Here is a 19,252-nt window from a genome sequence, read left to right as displayed (position 1 = left end):
CATGCGTAAGACGATCATTGCTGCCGGTTTGGGGATGATGGCTGCGTGCAGCATGCCGGTGCTGCCGCCGGCGCCGGCCATCGTGCCCGCCGGGGCAGCGGTAGCCGCTGCGCCAGCCCCTGCCGCGCTGGCCAGGGACGGGCGCTACGACGAAGCCATCGCTTTGCTGGAGGAGCGTGTACGGCGCACCCCTGGAGCGGCCCAGCTTGGCGACCTTGGCTACGCTTACTACCTTGGCGGATATCCGAAGCAAGCCCAGGCCGCGTTGGAACGCGCCTGCCTGCTGGCGCCATCCAACCCGGTGCCCTGGGAGCGCCTGGCGGCGCTGCTGGAGGCGACCGGCGACAGCGGCCGTGCGCTGGAAGCAATGCGCCAAGCGCGCATGTTGCGTGAACGGGAAGAAGGCGGCCCGCGCAACGACAAGCCCGGTGAAGCTGCCGGCAGCCTTTGGCCGGACGGGATGGCGCGCGTTGAAGTGCGCCAGGTCGGCGCGGGCCTGGTCGAAGTTGCGCGCGTGGAGCCGGCGGCGCGCGTGCCGCGTGCGTCCAGCGTGGCAGCAACGTCGGCGCGGCTGGAGGTCAGCAATGGCAATGGCATCCGCGGCATGGCTGCCGCGGTGGCGCAGCGCTTGCGGGCGGAAGGGATGCAGGTGGTGCGCCTGACGAACACCATCCCCTTCAATGTGCAGGAGACGCGGGTTGAAGTACGCGGCAGCGGTGAGCCGCAACTGCGCATCGTGTTGGGCAAGGACGCCGGAATAAAAAAGCCGCCCGGGGTTAGCGGGCGGCAAGCACCGTGAAACAACTCACGAGTTGGTAGGGAGACGTTGGCGTCAGTTCCAGGACACGCTGCCCAGGCCGCGTGCGGTGGACTGTCGGTTGGCCGGATTGCCGTACACTGTTGCCGAACCCATGCCGGAGAGGCGCAGGTTGGCGGAAGTCTTTGCGTTGAAGGTGGCGCTGCCAAGGCCGGTCATGTCGGCGTCCACGCTTTCGCTTTGCAGTTGCTTCGCATCGAGGCTGCCGATGCCGCCCAACTTGGCGTTCAGCTGCTTGCTCTGACCGGAGATCGCAATCTGGCCGGCACCTTTCAGGTTCAGGTCCACCACGTCAGCTTTGGTATCGCTGACGGTCATGCTGCCCACGCCGGTCAGGCGCGCGTCGACCCTCTTGTAGCGCGATGCCATGCTCACGGCACCGGCGCCTTCCAGGGAGAGGCGAACTTCATCGCCGTCGAATCCCTTCACTTCGGCCGAGCCCACGCCGGCGGAAACCAGTTCGCGCAGTTGCGGCAGCGTCAGTTCCGCTTTCAGGTTGCGCGGGCCGATGTGGATGCCGCGCATGTTTTCAGTACCGATGCGGATGGTGTCGCCGTTCTGCGTCACCGTAATCTTTTGCAGGAAGCGCTTGTCGCCCGAGAGTACCAGGGCCGGTGCGCCTTGTTTCAGCTTCAGGTCTACCACGCCATCCAGGACTACTTTCACAGGGCGGCCGTCAACTGCGCGCACCTCGGTGATGATCTCGTCCGCGCGGGCGGCGCTGCCGGCGGCGAACATCATTGCGGTCATCATCGTGGCGGTGAAGAACTTTTTCATGTTGAGGCTCCGTGAAGTGTCGGTGTGTTTGCGTTACAGCGCGGCTTTTTCAGCAGCGGTCAGGCGCTTGGCGGTGACGGTCACCACCGGCATTGCCTTGGTTTCCGCCTTGGCGACTACGGCTGCCGGTGCGCTGTGTTTCAGCGGGGTGGCGGCGGTGGCGAAGCCGGTTGCGCTGATGACGGCAACTGCTGCGAGGAAGATGTATTCCATGTTTTTGGCGATGTTCATTTTGCTCTCCATTCGGTTGGGTTAAGTTCATTTCGCGTTTCGTTGATTGAACTATAGATATGTGCGGTGTCCAGCACTACCGGTGTGCGACGAAATGCAGAAATGGCGACCTGAAATGCAGGAAAGCCGGTGTGACGAAGGCGGATGCCCGTGTGACGGGGGACGTCGGGCCCGATGGAAAGCCCCGGTATACTGTCCAGCCATGAGAACCTTGCATTTCCTACGTATCCTCGGCATCAGCCTGCTGGCATGGAGCGTCATCTGCCTGACCGGAGCCGCATCTTCCTACGGCGCGCTGCTGCAGCGGGGCGCCAATCCCTCGTATTGGGAGCTGCTCGGCGAATGGGGCAGTGCGCATGCCCTGATGGTGGTGTTCAGCGCCGTGTTGTACCTCGCCCTGCAGCGCTGGCCGCAGTCGCTGGCCAGCCCGCGCGGTATCGCGCGTACCTACCTGCTCGTGCTGGTCCTGTTCCTGCCGCTGGAATGCGCCTTCGTCTCGCTGCAGCAGGACCGGAGCTGGTTCGCCATCTTCCTCGAACTGACCTGGACCACCTTCACCTTCGTGACGGTGGCCGGCATCCGCATCTGGCAGATCCAGCGCGCACGCGAGACCGACAACCTGACCTTGCGCCTGGAACTGGAACAGCAGCGCCTGGCGGCACTGCGTGGGCAACTTGAGCCGCATTTCCTGTTCAACGCCCTGAATGCGGTCAGCGCCCTGGTACGCATGGACGACAAGGGCGCGACACTGAGCGCCATCAGTCGCCTGAGCGGTTTGCTGCGCTACGCCCAGGCAGCCAGTTCGCGCGATTGGGTCACGCTGGCCGAAGAACTGCAGTTCGTGCGCGATTACCTGTCGCTGCAAGCGATGCGTTACGGCGACCGGCTGCACGTGTCCATCGAAGGCGACAGCGGTGCGGTGCTGGCCGCCGACTGCCCGCCCTTGCTGCTGCAGCCCCTGGTGGAGAACGCGTTGCGGCATGACCTCGATTGCCATGATGGCGACAGCGATATCAAGCTGCGCTTTTCGGAGCAGGGTGCCATGCTGCATATCCATATCAGCAATTCCGTGCGCGATGTGCCCTCCAATCCCGGCATGGGAATGGGCTTGCATAATATCGAAGCGCGCCTGCGCATTGCCTGCGGCAGCGGCGCCGGATTGCGCACCGCGCGTGCCGATGGGCGCTTTGTCGCCGAAATCACCATGCCGATGTACTTCGCCGCATGAAGATCCGCGCCCTGATCGTCGACGACGAAGAACCCGGCCGCATCAACCTGCGTTACGGGCTTGCACCGCATGAGGGCTGGCAGCTCGTCGGGGAATGCGCCAGCGCCGCGGCCGCGCGCGCCGTCCTGGCCGGGCAGGAGGTGGATGTCATCTTCCTCGACATCCAGATGCCGCAGGAGACCGGCCTGGCACTGGCGCGCGAACTGGCGCAGCGCGAAGAGCCGCCACTGGTGATTTTTGCCACCGCCTATAACGAGCACGCCATCGAAGCCTTTGAAGTGCATGCACTGGATTACCTGCTCAAGCCCTTCGACGACCAGCGCCTGGCGCAAGCCCTGGAGCGGGCCGCCGCCATGCTGGAGCAACGCCAGCGTGCCGCCTATGCGCGCGCCATGCGCGCTTTTGCAGAGCCGGCGGGGCAGGAATATATGCAGCAGTTGAACGTGCGCTCGGTGGGCCGGATCGAATGCGTGCAGGTGTCTGAAGTGCTGTGGATCGAAGCGGCGGGGAATTACGTCGAGCTGCGCCTGGCGCAGCGGCGTGTGCTGCATCGCGTACCGCTGGCGCGGCTGGAGCAGCACCTGGATCCAGCCAGCTTCCTGCGCGTGCACCGGCGCGCGCTGGTGCGGCTGAGCGAGGTGGCGTCGCTGGAGCGCGACACCGAGGGTGCCAGCCAACTCGTCCTGCGCTGCGGCGACCGGGTACCGGTCAGCGAGCGTCACTTGCCGGCCGTGAAGGCCGTGCTGGGTGCCTAAACCAGGGCGGCGATAGCCTTGCCCATTTCGGTGGTGGAGGCAATGCCGCCCATGTCCGGCGTGCGCGGGCCTTGTACCAGCACGGTTTCGATCGCGCGCATGATGGTGTCGTGCGCCTGCGTGTAGCGGGCGTCGCCATCGCCGAGGAAGTCGAGCATCATGGCGCCGGACCAGATCATGGCGACCGGATTGGCGATGTTCCTGCCGTAGATATCCGGCGCCGAGCCATGCACCGGCTCGAACAGCGAGGGCAGGGTGCGTTCGGGATTCAGGTTGGCCGACGGCGCGATGCCGATGGTACCGGCGCAGGCGGGGCCAAGGTCGCTCAGGATGTCGCCGAACAGGTTGGACGCCACCACCACGTCGAATCGCTCAGGGCTCAGTACGAAGCGCGCCGCCAGGATGTCCACGTGGTACTGGTCCCAGCGCACGCCAGGGTAGTTGGCGGACATGGCTTTCACGCGCTCGTCCCAGTACGGCATGCTGATCGCGATGCCGTTCGACTTGGTGGCGGACGTCAGGTGCTTCTTCGGGCGCGATTGCGCCAGGTCGAAGGCGAACTGCAGGATGCGGTCGACGCCCTTGCGGGTGAACACGGCTTCCTGCAGCACGACCTCGCGCTCGGTATTTTCGAACAGGCGGCCGCCGACGGAGGAATATTCGCCCTCGGTGTTTTCACGCACCACATAGAAATCGATGTCGCCCGGCTTTTTTCCCGCCAGCGGACAAGGCACGCCCGGCATCAGGCGTACCGGGCGCAGGTTCACATACTGGTCGAACTCGCGGCGGAACTTGATCAGCGAGCCCCACAGGGAAATGTGGTCGGGCACCGCATCGGGCCAGCCGACCGCACCGAAGTAGATCGCATCGAAGCCTTTGAGCTGGTCGAACCAGTCGGCCGGCATCATCTGGCCGTGCTGCATGTAGTAGTCGCAGTTGGCCCACTCGAAGGCGGTGAATTCCAGCGGCAGGCCGAAACGCGCTGCGGCGGCCTGCAGGGTGCGCAAGCCTTCCGGCATCACTTCCTTGCCGATGCCGTCGCCGGCGATGACTGCGATGCGATGGTTGCTCACGCTGCCTCCTGTTCTTCGACCGGGGCGGCACGCATCCACTGCACCAGCGGCCAGGCGTCCTTGAAGGCGCCGATGATCATGCCCTGCAGCTCATCCGGCTTGTTCAGCGGCAGCTTCACTTCCTGGTAGACGAAGAAGCTTTTCAGCTTGATGAATTCAATGTGCTCATGCTCCGGGTCGAAGCCTTTCGGCGGTCGTTGCAGCTTGTGTTCTTCGGTGATCGAGCCGTAGCGCGCCTTGAGCGCCTTGTTGGCCAAGGCCTTCTTGAAGCCGGCGGCATCGTTGACCATGTGGTTGCGCAGCGCTTTCAGGCGGTGCGGCGGCGGGATGTATTCGCCGGCGCCGATGCCCAGCACGCCGTCGGGACTGATCTGGAAATACCAGGTCGGGCCACCTGCCATGCTGGGCCGGCGCATATCGTTGGGCGCGATGGCGGCCGAGAAGTGGGTCTTGTAGGGACTTTTGTCGTGGGCGAAGCGCACGTCGCGGTTGATGCGGAACATGGCCTTCTTCGGATTGCAGAACTTGACCTGGGCATCGAACTTGCCCAGCTCCGCGATCACCTGGGTCACCAGTTCCAGGAATTCCTCGCGCAGGATGTCGTAGCGCGGTTTGTTCATCACGAACCAAGGGCGGTTATTGTTATCGGACAGTTCCGTCAGGTAGCGGGTGAGGTCGCGCAGGTGCATATTATTTCTTGGCTGGGGGGCGTTTGCCCACGGTGAGTTGGAGATCGCTTTCGCGGCTCTTGCGCAGGATGCGCATGGTCGACTGGCCGCCGGGCGAGAGCTGGGCGATCAGGTTCAGCATTTCATTGGTGTCCTTGACCGCCTTGCCGTCCACCGACAGCAGGATGTCGCCCGGCTTGATGCCGGCCTTGTCGGCCGGGCCGTTGCGCACCACGCCGGCGATGATGGCGCCCGAATCTCGGTCCAGGCCGAAGCTGTGCGCCAGTTCCGGCGTGATCTCCTGCGATTCGACGCCGATCCAGCCGCGTACCACGTGGCCATCCTTGATAATCGCGTCCAGCACATTGCGCGCCGTGCTGACCGGGATCGCAAAGCCGATGCCGACCGAGCCGCCGGTCTGGGAGTAAATCGCCGAATTAATGCCCAGCAGGTTGCCCTGGGTATCGATCAGGGCGCCGCCCGAGTTGCCGAAATTGATGGCAGCGTCGGTCTGGATGAAGTTTTCGAAGTGGTTGATGTGCAGGTTGTTGCGGCCCAAGGCGGAGATGATGCCCATGGTGACGGTCTGGCCGACGCCAAACGGGTTGCCGATGGCCAGGACCACGTCGCCCACCTTGGCCTGTTCGACCTGGCCCAGGTTGACGACCGGCAGCTTGTCGAGCTCGATGCGGACCACGGCCAAGTCGGTTTCCGGGTCGGTGCCGACCATCCTGGCGGCAGCCTTGCGGCCATCCGGCAACACCACCTGGATCTCGTCGGCCGCTTCCACCACGTGGTAATTGGTCAGGATATAGCCTTGCGGGCTGACGATGACGCCGGAACCGAGGCTGTTCTGGTCGTCTTCCTCGTCACGGTCGCCGAAAAAGCGTTTGAAGAACGGGTCGCGCGACAGCGGATGGCGCTTGCGCACCGCCTTGGTGGTCAGGATATTCACGACGGCCGGCATGGCGCGGCCGGCCGCGGCGCGGTAAGACCCGGGGGATGGCGGGGCGCTGGCGTCGGCCAGCACTGCCGTGTGGGCGGCGAGCGGCACCGGCTTGGGGAGCACGGACGGCCGCTGCACGGCCGTGTATACAAAGAACAGTGCCAATGCGATGGTCACCGTTTGTGCAAACAATAACCAGAGTCTTCGCATGGCGGTATTGCTACAAAATGGGCGTTAACTCCTATTTTCGCAAAGAATCGCGAATTTCGCGCAGGAGCACAATATCTTCTGAAGGCGGCGCGGGTTCTGCCGGAGCGGCAGCCGGCGCTTCCTCGCGTCGCAATTTCGCCACCAGGCGTACCATCTGGAAGATCACGAAGGCCAGGATGACGAAATTCAGCAGGATGGTGAAGAAATTGCCATAGGCGATGACCGCGCCCAGCTTCTTCGCTTCGGCCAGGGCCAGGTTGTGCGCCTGTCCGTTGAGAGGAATGTAATAGTTGGCGAAATCGAGACCGCCCAGCAGCATGCCGATCGGCGGCATGATGACGTCGGCCACCAGGGAATCGACGATTTTGCCGAAGGCTGCGCCAATGATGACACCGACCGCCAGGTCGATCACATTGCCCTTCATGGCAAATTCTTTAAAGTCTTGCATCATTCCCATAACACATTCCCCCCAAAAATTTATGGATTTGTATCAACTTTGCTGCAAATTCATCGAACACGCAAGGGGCGCAACATTGGGATGGATTGGTTAATTGCAAGGTTTTGCTTTAAATCGCATCTTCACTACTTTATAATTTAAGGTTGCTAGAAGCTTTGTTAACAATAAAGATTTTGGATTTTTGACTGATTGGGGTTTGTATGAGTAACGAGAAGCAGGTCGATTCGAGCCGTCGCGGTCTCCTCGTCGCAACATGTGCGGCAGGTGGTGTGGTCGGTTTGGGTGCAACTGGCGCCCTGGTAAGCACGTTCCAGCCGTCCGAGCGCGCGAAGGCAGCTGGTGCACCGGTGGAAGTGGATATCTCTACGCTGCAGCCGGGCGAAATGAAAACTGTCGAATGGCGCGGCAAGCCAGTCTGGATCCTGAAGCGTACCCCGGAAATGGTGGCAACGCTGGCGAAAGACGAGGCTGAACTGGCCGATCCGAAATCCGAGCGAACCCCCGACGACCTGACGCCGGAATACGCCCGCAACCAACATCGCTCGATCAAGCCCGAAATCCTGGTCGCCGTGGGCATCTGCTCCCACCTCGGCTGCTCCCCGTCGACGAAATTCGCCCCAGGCGCCCAGCCTTCGCTGCCGGACGACTGGCTCGGCGGCTTCCTGTGCCCATGCCACGGCTCGACCTTCGACCTGGCCGGCCGCGTATTCAAGAACAAGCCTGCTCCGGACAACCTGCAAGTGCCGCGCCATATGTTCCTGGGCGACAGCAAGCTGATCATCGGTAAAGACGAGAAAGGCGAGGCATAATCCATGGGCGCATTCAAGGAAACCAAATTCCCCGCCGACGCACCTGCAGCGAAGAAGCTGATGGGCTGGGTCGACGACCGCTTCCCTGCCACCAAGCTGTGGAACGACCAATGGGGCAAATACTACGCTCCGAAAAACTTCAACTTCTGGTACATCTTCGGTTCGCTGGCCATGCTGGTGCTGGTGCTGCAGATCGTCACCGGCATCTTCCTGACCATGCACTACAAGCCGGACGCCGGCCTGGCGTTCGCATCGGTGGAATACATCATGCGCGAAGTGCCATGGGGCTGGCTGGTGCGTTATATGCACTCGACCGGCGCCTCGGCCTTCTTCATCATCGTGTACCTGCACATGACCCGCGGCCTGATGTACGGTTCCTACCGCAAGCCACGTGAGCTGATCTGGCTGTTCGGTTTCGCCATCTTCCTGTGCCTGATGGCCGAGGCCTTCTTCGGCTACCTGCTGCCATGGGGCCAGATGTCGTACTGGGGCGCCCAGGTGATCGTCAACCTGTTCGGTGCGATCCCCCTGATCGGCCCGGACCTGTCGCTGTGGATCCGCGGCGACTACGTGGTGTCCGACGCGACCCTGAACCGCTTCTTCGCCTTCCACGTGATCGCCATCCCGCTGGTCCTGCTGGGCCTGGTGGCTGCCCACCTGATCGCGCTGCACGAAGTGGGCTCGTCCAACCCGGACGGCATCGAAGTGAAAGAAAACCTGGGTCCGGACGGCCACCCGGTCGATTCCATCCCTTCGCACCCGTACTACACCGTGCACGACCTGTTCGGCGTGTCCGTGTTCCTGACCATTTTCTCGGCGGTGGTGTTCTTCGCGCCTGAGATGGGCGGCTACTTCCTGGAGTACAACAACTTCCTGCCGGGCGATTCGATGAAGACCCCGCCGCACATTGCGCCGACCTGGTACTTCACCGCGTTCTACTCGGTGCTGCGTGCCACCACGTCGGACTTCCTGTGGGTGCTGATGGTGGGCATCGCCGCCTACACCGCCTTCCTGTGGATGAAGTCCAAGCTGTCGAGCATGGTCAAGATCGCTGTCAGCGTGATCGCGCTGGCCATGATCGTCGGCATGGTGCCGGGCGCGCTGGACGCGAAGTTCTGGGGTGTGGTGTTCTTCGGCGGTTCCGTGGTGATCCTGGCCTTCCTGCCATGGCTGGACCACTCGCCGGTGAAATCGATCCGTTATCGTCCTGATTGGCACAAGTATGTGTACGCCGGCCTGGCCGTTTCCTTCGTCGCCCTGGGCTACCTGGGCACCCAGCCGCCAAGCCCAATCGGCACGATCATCGCGCAGATTGCAACCCTGTACTACTTCGGCTTCTTCCTGCTGATGCCATGGTGGAGCGAGATGGGTACGTTCAAGAAGGTGCCGGACCGCGTTGTGTTCCACGCGCACTAATCGGACGACCAGAACGCTAAGCAAAGGACTAATAAATGATCTTTTCGAAGAAACTGCTGGCCCTCCTGGCCCTGGTACCGGCGCTCGCCTTCGCTAATGAAGGCGGCTTCCCGCTGGAGAAGGCCCCGGACCGCTCGCACAATATGGCTGCCCTGCAAAACGGCGCCAAGCTGTTCGTGAACTACTGCCTGAACTGTCACAATGCGTCGTCCATGCGTTACAACCGCCTGCGCGACCTGGGCTTGAGCGAAGACCAGATCAAGAACAACCTGTTGTTCACCGGCGAGAAAGTGGGCGAAATGATGACCACCGCCATGCCGGCCAAGGACGCCAAGGCCTGGTTCGGCACCGTGCCGCCTGACTTGTCCGTGATCGCGCGCGCCAAGGCCACGCCGTCCAACACCGGCAGCGACTACCTGTACACTTACCTGCGTACCTTCTACAAGGACGACACCCGCCCAACCGGCTTCAACAACATGGTGCTGCCGAATGCGGCCATGCCACACGTGCTGTGGGAGTTGCAGGGCGTGCAGGCTGCCAAGTTTGAAGAAGTGGCCGACCCGCACAATCACGGCAAGAAGGTGCACAAGTTCGTCGGCTTCGAGCCAGTCACGAAGGGCAGCATGAACAAGCTGGAATACGACACTGCCGTGGCCGACATCGTTGGCTACATGGAGTGGATGGCCGAGCCAGCCGCACAGAAGCGTAAGCAGCTGGGCGTATGGGTCCTGATCTTCATGACTATCTTCGCTACCCTGGCATGGCGCCTCAACGCGTCGTACTGGAAAGAAGTCAAATAATCGCTTGCGCCGGTGATCCGGCGCGTGTTTGCGCCGCCTGCTTGGTGCGGGCGGCCCAACTGGGGTGAACCGTTCGCGGTCTCGCCCCCTTTGTTTCTAAGGAACTAGGAAAATGATGGTTCTCTATTCGGGCACGACCTGCCCATTCTCCCAGCGCTGCCGCCTGGTCCTGTTTGAAAAAGGCATGGACTTTGAAGTGCGCGATGTTGACCTGTTCAACAAGCCGGAAGACATTTCGACCATGAACCCGTACGGCCAGGTACCCATCCTGGTCGAGCGCGAACTGATTTTGTACGAATCGAACATCATCAATGAGTACATCGACGAGCGCTTCCCGCACCCGCAGCTGATGCCGGCCGACCCGCTGATGCGCGCCCGTGCCCGCCTGATGCTGTTCAACTTCGAGAAAGAGCTGTTCGTTCACGTGCACACGCTGGAAAGCGAGCGCAACAAGACGAACGACAAGAGCCACGACAAGGCCCGCGCAGAAATCCGTGACCGCCTGACCACGCTGGCTCCACTGTTCTTGAAGAACAAGTACATGCTGGGCGACGAGTTCTCCATGCTGGACGTGGCAGTGGCTCCGCTGCTGTGGCGCCTGGACCACTACGGCATCGAGTTGTCGAAGACCGCAGCTCCGCTGATGAAGTACGCCGAGCGTATCTTCTCGCGCCCTGCCTACATCGAAGCGCTGACTCCGTCGGAGAAAGTAATGCGCCGTTAATTACGGCCCCGGCGGCGCGCCTTTGCTTGCAATGAGCGCGCCGCACCATATAGTTTGAACATGTCAGAAATCTCCACCAAGCCCTACATGCTGCGCGCCATCTACGAATGGTGCACCGATTGCGGCTATACCCCCTACCTGGCGGTCAAGGTCGACGCAGCAACCCAGGTACCGATGGAATACGTGCGGAAGGGCGAGATCGTCCTGAATATCAGCTTCGGCGCCACTTCCGGCCTGAAGATGGATAACGACGCCATCCACTTCCACGCCCGTTTCGGCGGCGTATCGCGCGAGATCTACGTGCCGGTCAATAACGTGATGGCGATCTACGCCAACGAAAACGGCCAGGGCATGGCGTTCGAACCGTTGCTGGACCAGGCGCCCGTAGCGAAAACGCCTGCGCAAGTCGAAGACATTGCGCCCGTTCCGACCTTGTCTTCCGTGCCCAGCGCCCCGGCGCCACGCAACGATGACGAGAATGGACCGGACGATGGCGGCGAACCGCCCAAGAAAGGTGGCCGTCCAACACTGACGCGCATCAAGTAATCCCAACTTGTCTTCAGTCAATGGCTTACGTGGTCTACCCGTAAGCCATTTGTCATTTTGTGGCACACTAAGACCAGTCGATCAATTTTCATTCAAGGGGGGGCGCAATGGCATATTCAGCAATGGCTGTGGCAAACGCCTTCATCAAGCGTGCCCAAGAAGGTAAGCTGCGCGACCTGACTCCGATGAAGCTGCAAAAGCTCCTATTCTTTGCACAATCATGGTGCCTGGCCAAGGAGCAGGAGCCGTTGATGGATGACGTGTTCTGCCGTTGGCAATATGGTCCCGTCATCCCTTCGCTTTATCACGAGTTCAAAGAGTACGGCGCAAGACCGATTGCTGCGCTGGGCGGACACCTTGTCGAGCGCGACGGCAAGCTGCTGAAGGTGACGCCGTATGTCGGCGCTGATGACAAGGAAAGCTGGGCGCTGGTCGACGAGATCATCCGTGTCTACGGGGAGTATTCTGGCGCGCAGCTATCGTATATCACGCACCAGGAAGACTCGGCTTGGTTTAGGACCGGCGGAGCCGACGGTGGCCCCATGCAAAACGAAGAATTGGCGCAGCATATTCATCAGGATCCACACTTTGCCTTTGAGGCCGCGCGTTGAGCGATCAAGCGGGCAAACCACTGCCGCCCTGCAAGCCGCTATACCGGTGAGCGAAGACGCTCCTCCACCCAATGTACCGGGAGCTGCCGTTCCAGCCGCTGCGGCGATTCCGAAGGACGTGGTCGAAGCAACGCAGCAAGCCCCGCGCCGCAAAGCTGACCTGTTCGAGACGGAAGAGGTGCGAGACAAGCGCGCCAACCGCCAGCTACGTGATATTTACGCCGCCAAAGCATATGAGTTGGCCGCGGACTGCATTCATTTCTGGATTTTCCTCATCCTGGCGAATGGCTTGATCGCCGCAATGCTTGGCAAGCAGGTTATCAGCGATGCCGCTTTGATCGCGATCACGACGGGCGTCACGGTCAATGTGCTGGCGGCCTTCCTCGGCGTGATACGCGGTTTGTTCCGCACCGAGACGGCCAGCAAGGCCGAATCGCTGGAAAAATCCGAAGTCAGCAAAAAGTAGCGTATAATTCGCGGCGAAAGTTTCACAGCCGGCTTAGCTCATCAGGTAGAGCAGTTGATTTGTAATCATCAGGTGGCGGGTTCGAGTCCTGCAGCCGGCACCAGCATTTTGAAAGCCCAGCCCTCACCGGCTGGGCTTTTTCTTTTAGCCCATGATCGCCGCACCACAGCGCCAGGAAAGCCCTGGCATCCTCGACTGTCATGGAATTCATCGCTTCAACAGCTGGTCCAGTGAGAGTTTTCCACCCCCTTGGGCGATCAGGGGCAGCAGCAGGGCGGCCCAGCTCAGATGGGTAGGCCAGGCTTGGGGGTAGACGAAGATTTCGATGACGGCTGTCATAGCCAGTAGGCCGAGAGCGGCAAAGCGGGTGAACAGGCCTGCGACCAGCAACAGCGGCAGGGCGTGTTCGGCGAAGGTGGCCATCGGCGCCGCAATCTCGGGCGGGATCAGCGGCAGCATGTATTCGTAGCGGAACAGGTCGATTGTCGAATCCTTCAGCGTGAACCAGCCCTCGACTTTGGTGCGGCCTGAGAGGAAGAAGATTGCGGCGATGCCCAAGCGGGCGGCCAGCAATTGCACGGAGGCGGGCAGCAGGCGCGCGGCCAGTGCGTGAAGCGCTGCGATGCGGGTTGACACGATGCCCGCGGCGGGACGTGCGGTGGCTGGGGATGGGGCGAAATTGGTGTTCATGCTGGTCTCCGTGTAGTCAGGTGTCAGGTGCGCCATTTACCCTGGCGCGCGAGTGTGATGGCGGCGTCGGCAATCTGTTGCGCCGAGGCGCCGGCGGCGAGGCCGATGGTGGGGACGGACGTTGGCGCCGCGCCGGAGTCTGACAATACGAGCCCGATGACGCGCGTGCGGCGATGCGTGGCGGCGGCACGTGCTGCTTGCGCGCCATGGCCGCTGCCGACGAAGACGGCTTCCGGAATGTGCAGGCTGTCGATGAACGCGAGCAGGTCCTGGCCGGGCACGGCGGCATCCGCTTCGCGTAACGTAGGCAGCAAAACGAAGTAGCCTTGCGCCGCCAATAGGGATGCGATCTCAGTGTAGTGGTCGATGGCTTCACCGGCGCTGCGGGCGAGCACGATGGGGCGGCCATCGTCCGGGCCGGCGGCGTGGTAGCTGAGCGCCGGTTGTGCGGCCGCTACGGCGCGCAGGACTTCGGTGGCGCTGCGGATCGGCAGCGCGGCTCCGGCGAGCGCCGGGGCGAAGGCGAGGCTTGCGGTTCCTGCCAGCCCGGTGAGGGCGGAGAGCAGGAACAGGCGGCGGGTTTCATTCATTTTCAACTCCGGTAATGAGTTCACTGCCAAGCCAGTCGGCCAGCATGGCGCCGGCGCTGGCAATGCCTTGCTCTTCGCCGACACGTTCTACCAGCAGCGCGCACAGGCCGGCGAAGCTGCCATCGCGCTGGACTTGCGTCAGCGCGGCGAATTCGATGGCGTCCAGCGCGCGCAGGCAGGAAACGAAGCCGCGGCGCCACACCAGCAGGCCGCCAGGCGCGGGAAGCATCTCGCCTTCGACGTTGCCGCTGCCGTCGCGCAGGGCGAACCACAAGTCGGCGGCGTTGGTGGTGGCGATACGCAATTGCAGTGTTGGCGTCAGCGTCAGGCGGGCGTGCTCCCAGTCGGTGGCGGCCAGTGCTTCGGCGGCGGCAGGTGCGGCATCCGGGCCGATGAACGCCTGGCTCAGCGCGTGCTCGATCCAGGCCAGTTCGTGCAAATCGGGATTGTCGGGAAACAGGGCCTGCAGCGTGTCGCAGAAATCATCGGCGTAGGCGTCCAGCGTCCAGGCGTGGGGAGGGCTGCGCTTGATATGCGTGGCTGCGGCGTGCAAAAAGGCTTCTTCGCCGATGAAGGTGCGCAGTTGCGGGTAGCTCTCTTCGAGGCAGCCGACCAGTTGTGCGCGGTAGTTGTTCTGGTACACCGCGCGGCCCGGACCGGCCGGCACGCCGGCAACTGGCGCGGAGGCCGCCAGCATGGCGCGGAAGTCGCCCTGGAGGTCGGCGAGGTTCATGCTGCCTCCCTGTGCGTTGCGAGACGGCGTGCGGTATCGAGTTCGGCCAGCAGGTCGGCCAGCGGCGGAATATCGCCATCGCGCTCGATCATGGTGGCAACGGGGCCGCAGCGTGCGATCGTCTGCTGGTACAGCGACCACACAGCGTCGTTGACGGCGCTGTCGTGGGTGTCGATCAGCAGGCCGTCGCCCTGGCTATGGCCGGCGAGGTGGATCTGGCATACCCGGTTCATGGGCACGCCGCGCAGGAAGTCGAGCGGGTCGAAACCATGGTTGCTGGCGCTGACGAAGACGTTGTTCACATCCAGCAGCAGGCCGCAGCCGGTGCGCTTGGCCATTGCGGAGATGAATTCCCATTCCGTCATGGTGGATTCGGCATATGCCAGGTAGCTCGAGGGATTTTCGACCAGCATGGTGCGTCCCAGCGCTTCCTGCGCCTGGTCGATGTTGTTGCAGATGATGTCGAGCGCCTCCTGCGTGTAAGGCAGCGGCAGCAGGTCGTGTGAGTTGAAACCGGCGATGCGCGACCAGCTCAGGTGATCGGAGACGAACATCGGCTCGATCTCCTCCACCAGGGCGCACAGGCGGGCCAGGTAGTCCCGCCGCAAGCCGTCGGCTGAACCGAGCGACATCGACACACCATGCAGCACCACGGGATGCTTTTCCCTCACGCGGCGCAGGATGTCGCGTGGCTGGCCGCCGGCGACCATGAAATTCTCCGAGATCACTTCGACGAAATCCACCTCAACGTCGCCTTCGAGGAAATCGCGGTAGTGTTCGCGGCGCAGGCCGAGGCCAAAGCGGTGGGCGTGCATGGTGTGTCTCCGTCGAGTCTTACTTGGCTTCGGTCAGGGTGCCGCCCAGTGCCTTGCACTCGGTCGGGGTTTTTACCAGCACGCCTTGGCCCTTGCACTGGTTCAGGCCTTTGCAGTCGTTCTTGGCGGTGGCGCACAGGCTGGTGCCCTTGCAGGTGTTGATGCCGTAGCAGCGGCCTGGTTCTTCCTTCGCTTTTTCCGCAGCGAAGCTTGGTGCCGACAGGGAAGCCAGTGCGATCAGGGCGGCGGCGCCGGCCAGGCCAGCGCGGGTTTTGGTAGCGATGCTCATGATGAATCTCCTTTGGTTGGGGTGGGACTTACAGGACGCTAAGGGCAGCGTCTTCGATGACTTTCGCAACCGCTTCCGGCTGCGATACTTGTAATGCATGGCTTGCTGCGATTTCGGTGATCTTGGCGCCGGCGCGCTGGTACATCCAGCGCTGCAGCTCCGGGTTCACCAGGCGGTCTTGCGTGGCGACGATGCCGAAGCTCGGCTTCTGGTGCCATGTGGCGAACCAGCTCGGCGTCCCCATCAGCACATTGCTGACCGGGACTTGCGAGGCCGCCATGAAGCCGACGCGGTTCGGCGTCAGGTCGGCTGCCAGGTCGGCGTGGAAACGCGCGGCGTCGTAGTACTGGAAGCCCGCGCGGTCCGGCCTCACGCCTTCGCCGGCGCCGGGCATCGACGACAGCAGTTGCTGGGAGGTTTCGCCGACTTCAGGCATCAGGGCTGCGACATACACCAGTGCTTTCACCTTGTCGCCGGTGGCCACGTTCGACATCACCGCGCCGCCGATCCCATTGCCGACCACGACCACGTTGCCGACCTGCTGGAAGATCGCCTTGCGGGCGATGGCAATGTCGTCATCGAGCGAGGTGTGCGGCAATTGGGCGACGGTGACGTTGAAGCCTTTCAGGCGCAGCGTGTCGTGCACCACGCGCCAGCTGGAGGCGTCAATGAAGGCGCCCGGCACGATCACAATGTTTTTCGCGGCCGGCTGGGCGGCTGGAGCGGCGGCCTGTGCCGCGCCGGCAAGGCCTGCGGCCAGCGCGATCGCGGATGCAGTGGCACGCTTCATCACTTCGCTTTCAGCGAGCCGTAGCCCTTGGGGGTTTTGATGGAGGTGCAGGTGCCTTTTTCTACCAGCACCCAGGCGTCGCCCTGGTAGTCGACTTTGGAGGTTGCGGCGCACGAGGTGCCCGGCCCTGCGGCGCAGTCGTTATGGCCGGCTTTCGCCACGCCATAGCACTTCTCCATTTCTTTCTTGGGTTCTGCGGCATGTGCGGCGGAGGTGCACAGTGCGATAGCCAGGGTGGCTGCGAGTCCTGCGTAAGTGGTTTTCATAATCTTGGTCTCCTTGGTTAAGGTGTGACCAGATTAAGGGGGCAGTGTGTATCGCTTGTGTCGGTGGCGTGGGGCGATTCCGCAAGTTGTGTATCTGGCATGGCGCCAGATACACTGGGATACAAAAATCTCTACGGCAGGGTGCTGACATCCACCGTTGGGGCCTGTCCCGTTGCCGGGCGAGCGAAGTTCTGCTTGATCGGCACGTGCGGGCTAAAGAAACCGCCATTGCGCAGATAGAATCTGCCGTTCTGCAAGCCTCCCGCGTAGTCCATGCGCTGGGCGTTGGCAGCAGTGGCATCGCCGGTGAAGCGTGCGTTCACCACTTCGCTCCAGGCTCCGCCAGTGCTGCGTGCCCATTGGTTGTTGAACTGTACGCTGCGGCCAAGGTAGCCGTTGCTGTCGATGAAGTTCTCCAGGAAGGAATACACGCCGGCATGGTAAGTGGTGGTGGCGGGGCGCTTCCAGGTGGCGATGAAGCGCCAGGCGTTGGTTTCCGGGGCGTAGAACCAGGCTGAGAAGTCGGTCCCGCCTGCGCCGTCCGGCAGCGTGCGGGTGATGAAGCGGTAGGTATTGCCGGCTACCCAGTTGTACAGCAGGTAGGACTGGCCGCCGGTGCCTTCGCCGCCGAACGTGTTGTCGACCACGTTCGGGCCCTTGCGCACCAGCGTGGTCTTGGCGCCGCTGTCGGCATCCCAGATCGAGAACAGCACGCGGCGTTCGGTCGGCGAATTGACCTGGATGCCGAAGTAGCCGCCGTTGAATCCGTTTGCCATGAAGTAGGAGCCGATCTTGTCTTCGCCGAGCGGCACCGTCACCTCGTTGTAGAAGTACTCGGTGTTGGCCGGCACCGCATAGCCCATGTGGACCGACGGGCCGCGGCGCGACCAGTAGTAGTTGGCGGCGTCGTCGGCGTAGTCCAGTGCTGTGCTGGTGTTGACGCGCAGCGCTGCCACGTCGCCGAAGTAAGAGCCGGACTTGCTGATGCCCTGCAGGTCAACCCGCACATAGCCGGCGGCAGGCACGTTGATGGTGCCGACCGCGTAGGTCTTGGTCCTGCCCTTGGTGAGGGTGATGGCGAACGGGGTGCCGTTGGCGGTGACGCGGATCTTGCTGGATTTGCTGCCGGCCAGGCTGGCGTCCAAGGACAGCGTGGCATTGCCTGCGGCGGCCATGCGGAACCAGACGCTGGTGACGGTGCTGGCGCTGGTCCAGTTGGCCAGGCCGTTGTTGTTGATGACTTCCGTCGAGCCGGAACCGGTGCGGGTGATAAAGCCGTTGCCAGCCAGGGCGACGACCGCGTCTCCGCTTGCGGCCGGCTGGCCCGCCAAGGCCGTCATGGCGGAAAACGCAAGGATTAACAGCGAAATTCTTCGTTTCATCTCCGTATCCTTTCAGATTGTTTGCAATGCGAAAGGTAAGCTACGATGAATCGAAAGTAAACGCAACTGGTTTCACGAGCGCTGGCTTAGTTGCGCAGGGCGCTAATGGCTTGTTGCACGCGCACGCCGTCCACGCGCTTGGCCAGCTTGCGGCCCTGCTCGCGCATGCGTTCGAATGCTTCATCGAGTTCGGTCGCGCTGGGCTGCAGCGGCGCCAGCGAGCGGGCCAGCTTGGGCAGGATGGCCCGGACCAGGAAGCGTTCTCCCATCTGGCTCAATTGCCAGGCCACGGCGCCCAGGCTGAGGAAGAAGGCGATGATGAAACCGTTATCCATGTTTTCCGGCGCCTGCTGGCGCAGCGCCATAAGCACCAGGGCGCAGAATGCGAATGCGCCGCCGATGGTCCACCAGACCTCGCGGTCAAGGCGCGTGGTTGCCTCGAATTCGTCGAGCGCATCGGCTTGCAGGCGCAGTGCGGCATCGATCTGGCGCCGGCGTTCCGATTCATCGAGCAGTAATGGCGCCTCGCGCAGGCGCGCAGCAGCGGCCAGTGCGTCGGCGTGGCGGATCGATAAATGGGGATTGGTGGCTTGCTCCAGCTGCACCAGCGGAAGCTGTTCGGCGCTCAACCGGGTGTAATGGCCGACTTCCATTGGCAGCACCATGCCGCAATCGCAGCACGTGCGCTGGTATCCGGCCAGCTCGCCTTTGGAAACGGTGACATAGTAGACATGCCAGGCCATGCCGATGCGCTGCACGGAGAACGCACGGCTTGCCCGGCATACGGGGCAGAAGTCTGCGACGTAGCCGGCGTGGGTATAGACCGCCTTCCTGCCCCAGACGAAAATCATGCGTGCTTGTGGTGAGTGGTTGCCTTCGCGGCCTTATGATGCGCGGCGGCCTTCTTTTTTGCCACGTGGTGCTTGCTGCTGGTCGAGCTTGCCTTGTGGTGGCTCGTGGTGGTTTTGGCGTGCGTGGTACTTGCAAAGGCCGGCACGGTCAGTGCGAGCGCCAGGCTTGCTACGATCAGTTGTTTCATGCGGAATCTCCGAGGGCGGCAAAGGCGTGCCGGTTCGCCCAGCCATTATAGGCGCCGTTACCCGGGATGTTCCATAGGCACAAACCGTAAGGGAAGCCCTTTAAGTGTTGGTTAAAGCTTGCGG

The 19,252-nt window shown here is 62.5% G+C and carries 26 protein-coding genes and 1 tRNA gene; 11 read left to right on the top strand and 16 right to left on the bottom strand.

From position 1 onward, the window contains the following. The first annotated feature begins 1 nt into the window (after position 1). Positions 2 to 799 carry a LytR C-terminal domain-containing protein gene (locus BM269_RS06340; RefSeq protein ID WP_090436169.1) on the top strand — a complete coding sequence of 266 codons (798 nt, stop codon included), beginning with the start codon at positions 2 to 4 and terminating at the stop codon, positions 797 to 799. A 33-nt stretch (positions 800 to 832) separates the two neighbouring features. Here BM269_RS06340 and BM269_RS06335 read toward each other — a convergent pair whose 3' ends face one another. Both BM269_RS06335 and BM269_RS06330 read right to left on the bottom strand, forming a co-directional pair. After that, positions 833 to 1,594 carry a GIN domain-containing protein gene (locus BM269_RS06335; protein ID WP_090436168.1) on the bottom strand — a complete coding sequence of 254 codons (762 nt, stop codon included), beginning with the start codon at positions 1,592 to 1,594 and terminating at the stop codon, positions 833 to 835. 33 nt (positions 1,595 to 1,627) lie between these two features. Next, positions 1,628 to 1,825 carry a hypothetical protein gene (locus BM269_RS06330; RefSeq protein WP_090436167.1) on the bottom strand — a complete coding sequence of 66 codons (198 nt, stop codon included), beginning with the start codon at positions 1,823 to 1,825 and terminating at the stop codon, positions 1,628 to 1,630. A 211-nt stretch (positions 1,826 to 2,036) separates the two neighbouring features. Here BM269_RS06330 and BM269_RS06325 point away from each other — a divergent pair, with 211 nt between their 5' ends. Continuing rightward, positions 2,037 to 3,053, top strand: a complete 1,017-nt coding sequence (locus BM269_RS06325; protein WP_229204517.1) for a sensor histidine kinase — start codon at positions 2,037 to 2,039, stop codon at positions 3,051 to 3,053. Beyond that, positions 3,050 to 3,808 carry a LytR/AlgR family response regulator transcription factor gene (locus BM269_RS06320; RefSeq protein WP_090436165.1) on the top strand — a complete coding sequence of 253 codons (759 nt, stop codon included), beginning with the start codon at positions 3,050 to 3,052 and terminating at the stop codon, positions 3,806 to 3,808. Before BM269_RS06325 ends, BM269_RS06320 begins: the two co-directional genes overlap by 4 nt. On the opposite strand, the gene BM269_RS06315 is transcribed toward BM269_RS06320, so the two are convergent. Genes BM269_RS06315 through mscL form a run of 4 tightly spaced genes read right to left on the bottom strand, consistent with a single transcriptional unit; the run spans position 3,805 to position 7,162 of the window. Beyond that, positions 3,805 to 4,881: a tartrate dehydrogenase gene (locus BM269_RS06315; protein ID WP_090436164.1), complete on the bottom strand. Its 1,077-nt coding sequence runs from the start codon at positions 4,879 to 4,881 to the stop codon at positions 3,805 to 3,807. The genes BM269_RS06320 and BM269_RS06315 overlap by 4 nt on opposite strands. Continuing rightward, on the bottom strand, positions 4,878 to 5,570 hold the full coding sequence (locus BM269_RS06310) for a DUF2461 domain-containing protein (protein ID WP_090436163.1): 693 nt from the start codon (positions 5,568 to 5,570) through the stop codon (positions 4,878 to 4,880). The genes BM269_RS06315 and BM269_RS06310 overlap by 4 nt, the downstream gene beginning before the upstream one ends. Position 5,571: 1 nt before the next feature. Then, positions 5,572 to 6,705 (bottom strand): trypsin-like peptidase domain-containing protein, encoded by a 1,134-nt coding sequence (locus BM269_RS06305; protein ID WP_090436162.1) that lies wholly within the window; start codon positions 6,703 to 6,705, stop codon positions 5,572 to 5,574. Positions 6,706 to 6,736: 31 nt separating this feature from the next. Then, positions 6,737 to 7,162, bottom strand: coding sequence for a large conductance mechanosensitive channel protein MscL (mscL, locus tag BM269_RS06300; protein ID WP_090436161.1), 426 nt, complete (start codon positions 7,160 to 7,162; stop codon positions 6,737 to 6,739). A 200-nt stretch (positions 7,163 to 7,362) separates the two neighbouring features. Between mscL and petA the strand changes: the two genes are divergently transcribed. From petA to BM269_RS06260, 8 genes are all read left to right on the top strand, one after another. Continuing rightward, entirely contained in the window at positions 7,363 to 7,971 is a 609-nt protein-coding gene (gene petA, locus BM269_RS06295) for a ubiquinol-cytochrome c reductase iron-sulfur subunit (RefSeq protein WP_090436160.1), read from the top strand. 3 nt (positions 7,972 to 7,974) lie between these two features. Then, the gene (locus BM269_RS06290; RefSeq protein WP_090436159.1) at positions 7,975 to 9,387 is read left to right on the top strand and encodes a cytochrome b; all 1,413 of its coding nucleotides are present in this window, start codon (positions 7,975 to 7,977) and stop codon (positions 9,385 to 9,387) included. A gap of 35 nt (positions 9,388 to 9,422) precedes the next feature. Next, on the top strand, positions 9,423 to 10,187 hold the full coding sequence (locus BM269_RS06285; protein WP_090436158.1) for a cytochrome c1: 765 nt from the start codon (positions 9,423 to 9,425) through the stop codon (positions 10,185 to 10,187). Positions 10,188 to 10,299: 112 nt separating this feature from the next. Further along, positions 10,300 to 10,911 carry a glutathione S-transferase N-terminal domain-containing protein gene (locus BM269_RS06280; RefSeq protein WP_090436157.1) on the top strand — a complete coding sequence of 204 codons (612 nt, stop codon included), beginning with the start codon at positions 10,300 to 10,302 and terminating at the stop codon, positions 10,909 to 10,911. Between the two features lie 60 nt (positions 10,912 to 10,971). Next, complete coding sequence (locus BM269_RS06275) at positions 10,972 to 11,457, top strand: ClpXP protease specificity-enhancing factor (protein WP_090436156.1); 486 nt, start codon at positions 10,972 to 10,974, stop codon at positions 11,455 to 11,457. A 107-nt stretch (positions 11,458 to 11,564) separates the two neighbouring features. Next, the gene (locus tag BM269_RS06270; protein WP_090436155.1) at positions 11,565 to 12,068 is read left to right on the top strand and encodes a Panacea domain-containing protein; all 504 of its coding nucleotides are present in this window, start codon (positions 11,565 to 11,567) and stop codon (positions 12,066 to 12,068) included. A gap of 46 nt (positions 12,069 to 12,114) precedes the next feature. Further along, on the top strand, positions 12,115 to 12,534 hold the full coding sequence (locus BM269_RS06265) for a hypothetical protein (protein WP_139232678.1): 420 nt from the start codon (positions 12,115 to 12,117) through the stop codon (positions 12,532 to 12,534). A 27-nt stretch (positions 12,535 to 12,561) separates the two neighbouring features. Then, positions 12,562 to 12,637 (top strand) — tRNA-Thr (locus tag BM269_RS06260). Between the two features lie 104 nt (positions 12,638 to 12,741). Here the strand turns inward: BM269_RS06260 and BM269_RS06255 are convergent. The 10 genes from BM269_RS06255 to BM269_RS06210 form a co-directional block, all read right to left on the bottom strand. Further along, entirely contained in the window at positions 12,742 to 13,224 is a 483-nt protein-coding gene (locus BM269_RS06255; RefSeq protein WP_090436294.1) for a DoxX family protein, read from the bottom strand. Between the two features lie 23 nt (positions 13,225 to 13,247). Beyond that, on the bottom strand, positions 13,248 to 13,838 hold the full coding sequence (locus BM269_RS06250) for a hypothetical protein (protein WP_139232677.1): 591 nt from the start codon (positions 13,836 to 13,838) through the stop codon (positions 13,248 to 13,250). Beyond that, positions 13,807 to 14,547, bottom strand: coding sequence for an HvfC/BufC N-terminal domain-containing protein (locus BM269_RS06245; RefSeq protein WP_090436152.1), 741 nt, complete (start codon positions 14,545 to 14,547; stop codon positions 13,807 to 13,809). The genes BM269_RS06250 and BM269_RS06245 overlap by 32 nt, the downstream gene beginning before the upstream one ends. Then, positions 14,544 to 15,362, bottom strand: coding sequence for an MNIO family bufferin maturase (locus BM269_RS06240; RefSeq protein WP_090436151.1), 819 nt, complete (start codon positions 15,360 to 15,362; stop codon positions 14,544 to 14,546). The genes BM269_RS06245 and BM269_RS06240 overlap by 4 nt, the downstream gene beginning before the upstream one ends. Positions 15,363 to 15,381: 19 nt before the next feature. Continuing rightward, positions 15,382 to 15,651, bottom strand: coding sequence for a BufA2 family periplasmic bufferin-type metallophore (locus tag BM269_RS06235; protein ID WP_090436150.1), 270 nt, complete (start codon positions 15,649 to 15,651; stop codon positions 15,382 to 15,384). A gap of 28 nt (positions 15,652 to 15,679) precedes the next feature. Next, complete coding sequence (locus BM269_RS06230) at positions 15,680 to 16,441, bottom strand: alpha/beta fold hydrolase (protein ID WP_090436149.1); 762 nt, start codon at positions 16,439 to 16,441, stop codon at positions 15,680 to 15,682. Beyond that, positions 16,441 to 16,707, bottom strand: a complete 267-nt coding sequence (locus tag BM269_RS06225; RefSeq protein ID WP_090436148.1) for a BufA1 family periplasmic bufferin-type metallophore — start codon at positions 16,705 to 16,707, stop codon at positions 16,441 to 16,443. Before BM269_RS06225 ends, BM269_RS06230 begins: the two co-directional genes overlap by 1 nt. A 131-nt stretch (positions 16,708 to 16,838) precedes the next feature. Continuing rightward, positions 16,839 to 18,089 carry a DUF3472 domain-containing protein gene (locus BM269_RS06220; protein WP_090436147.1) on the bottom strand — a complete coding sequence of 417 codons (1,251 nt, stop codon included), beginning with the start codon at positions 18,087 to 18,089 and terminating at the stop codon, positions 16,839 to 16,841. Positions 18,090 to 18,175: 86 nt separating this feature from the next. Next, a complete protein-coding gene (locus tag BM269_RS06215; protein ID WP_090436146.1) occupies positions 18,176 to 18,940 on the bottom strand; it encodes a hypothetical protein in 765 nt (254 codons plus the stop codon). Continuing rightward, complete coding sequence (locus BM269_RS06210; protein WP_090436145.1) at positions 18,937 to 19,128, bottom strand: hypothetical protein; 192 nt, start codon at positions 19,126 to 19,128, stop codon at positions 18,937 to 18,939. Before BM269_RS06210 ends, BM269_RS06215 begins: the two co-directional genes overlap by 4 nt. Between the last annotated feature and the right edge of the window lie 124 nt (positions 19,129 to 19,252).

The organism is Duganella sp. CF458, assembly GCF_900113115.1.
Lineage (GTDB): Bacteria > Pseudomonadota > Gammaproteobacteria > Burkholderiales > Burkholderiaceae_D > Rugamonas.
Note: the sequence above shows the minus strand (reverse complement) of the source record. Positions and strands in the feature narration are given on the sequence as shown.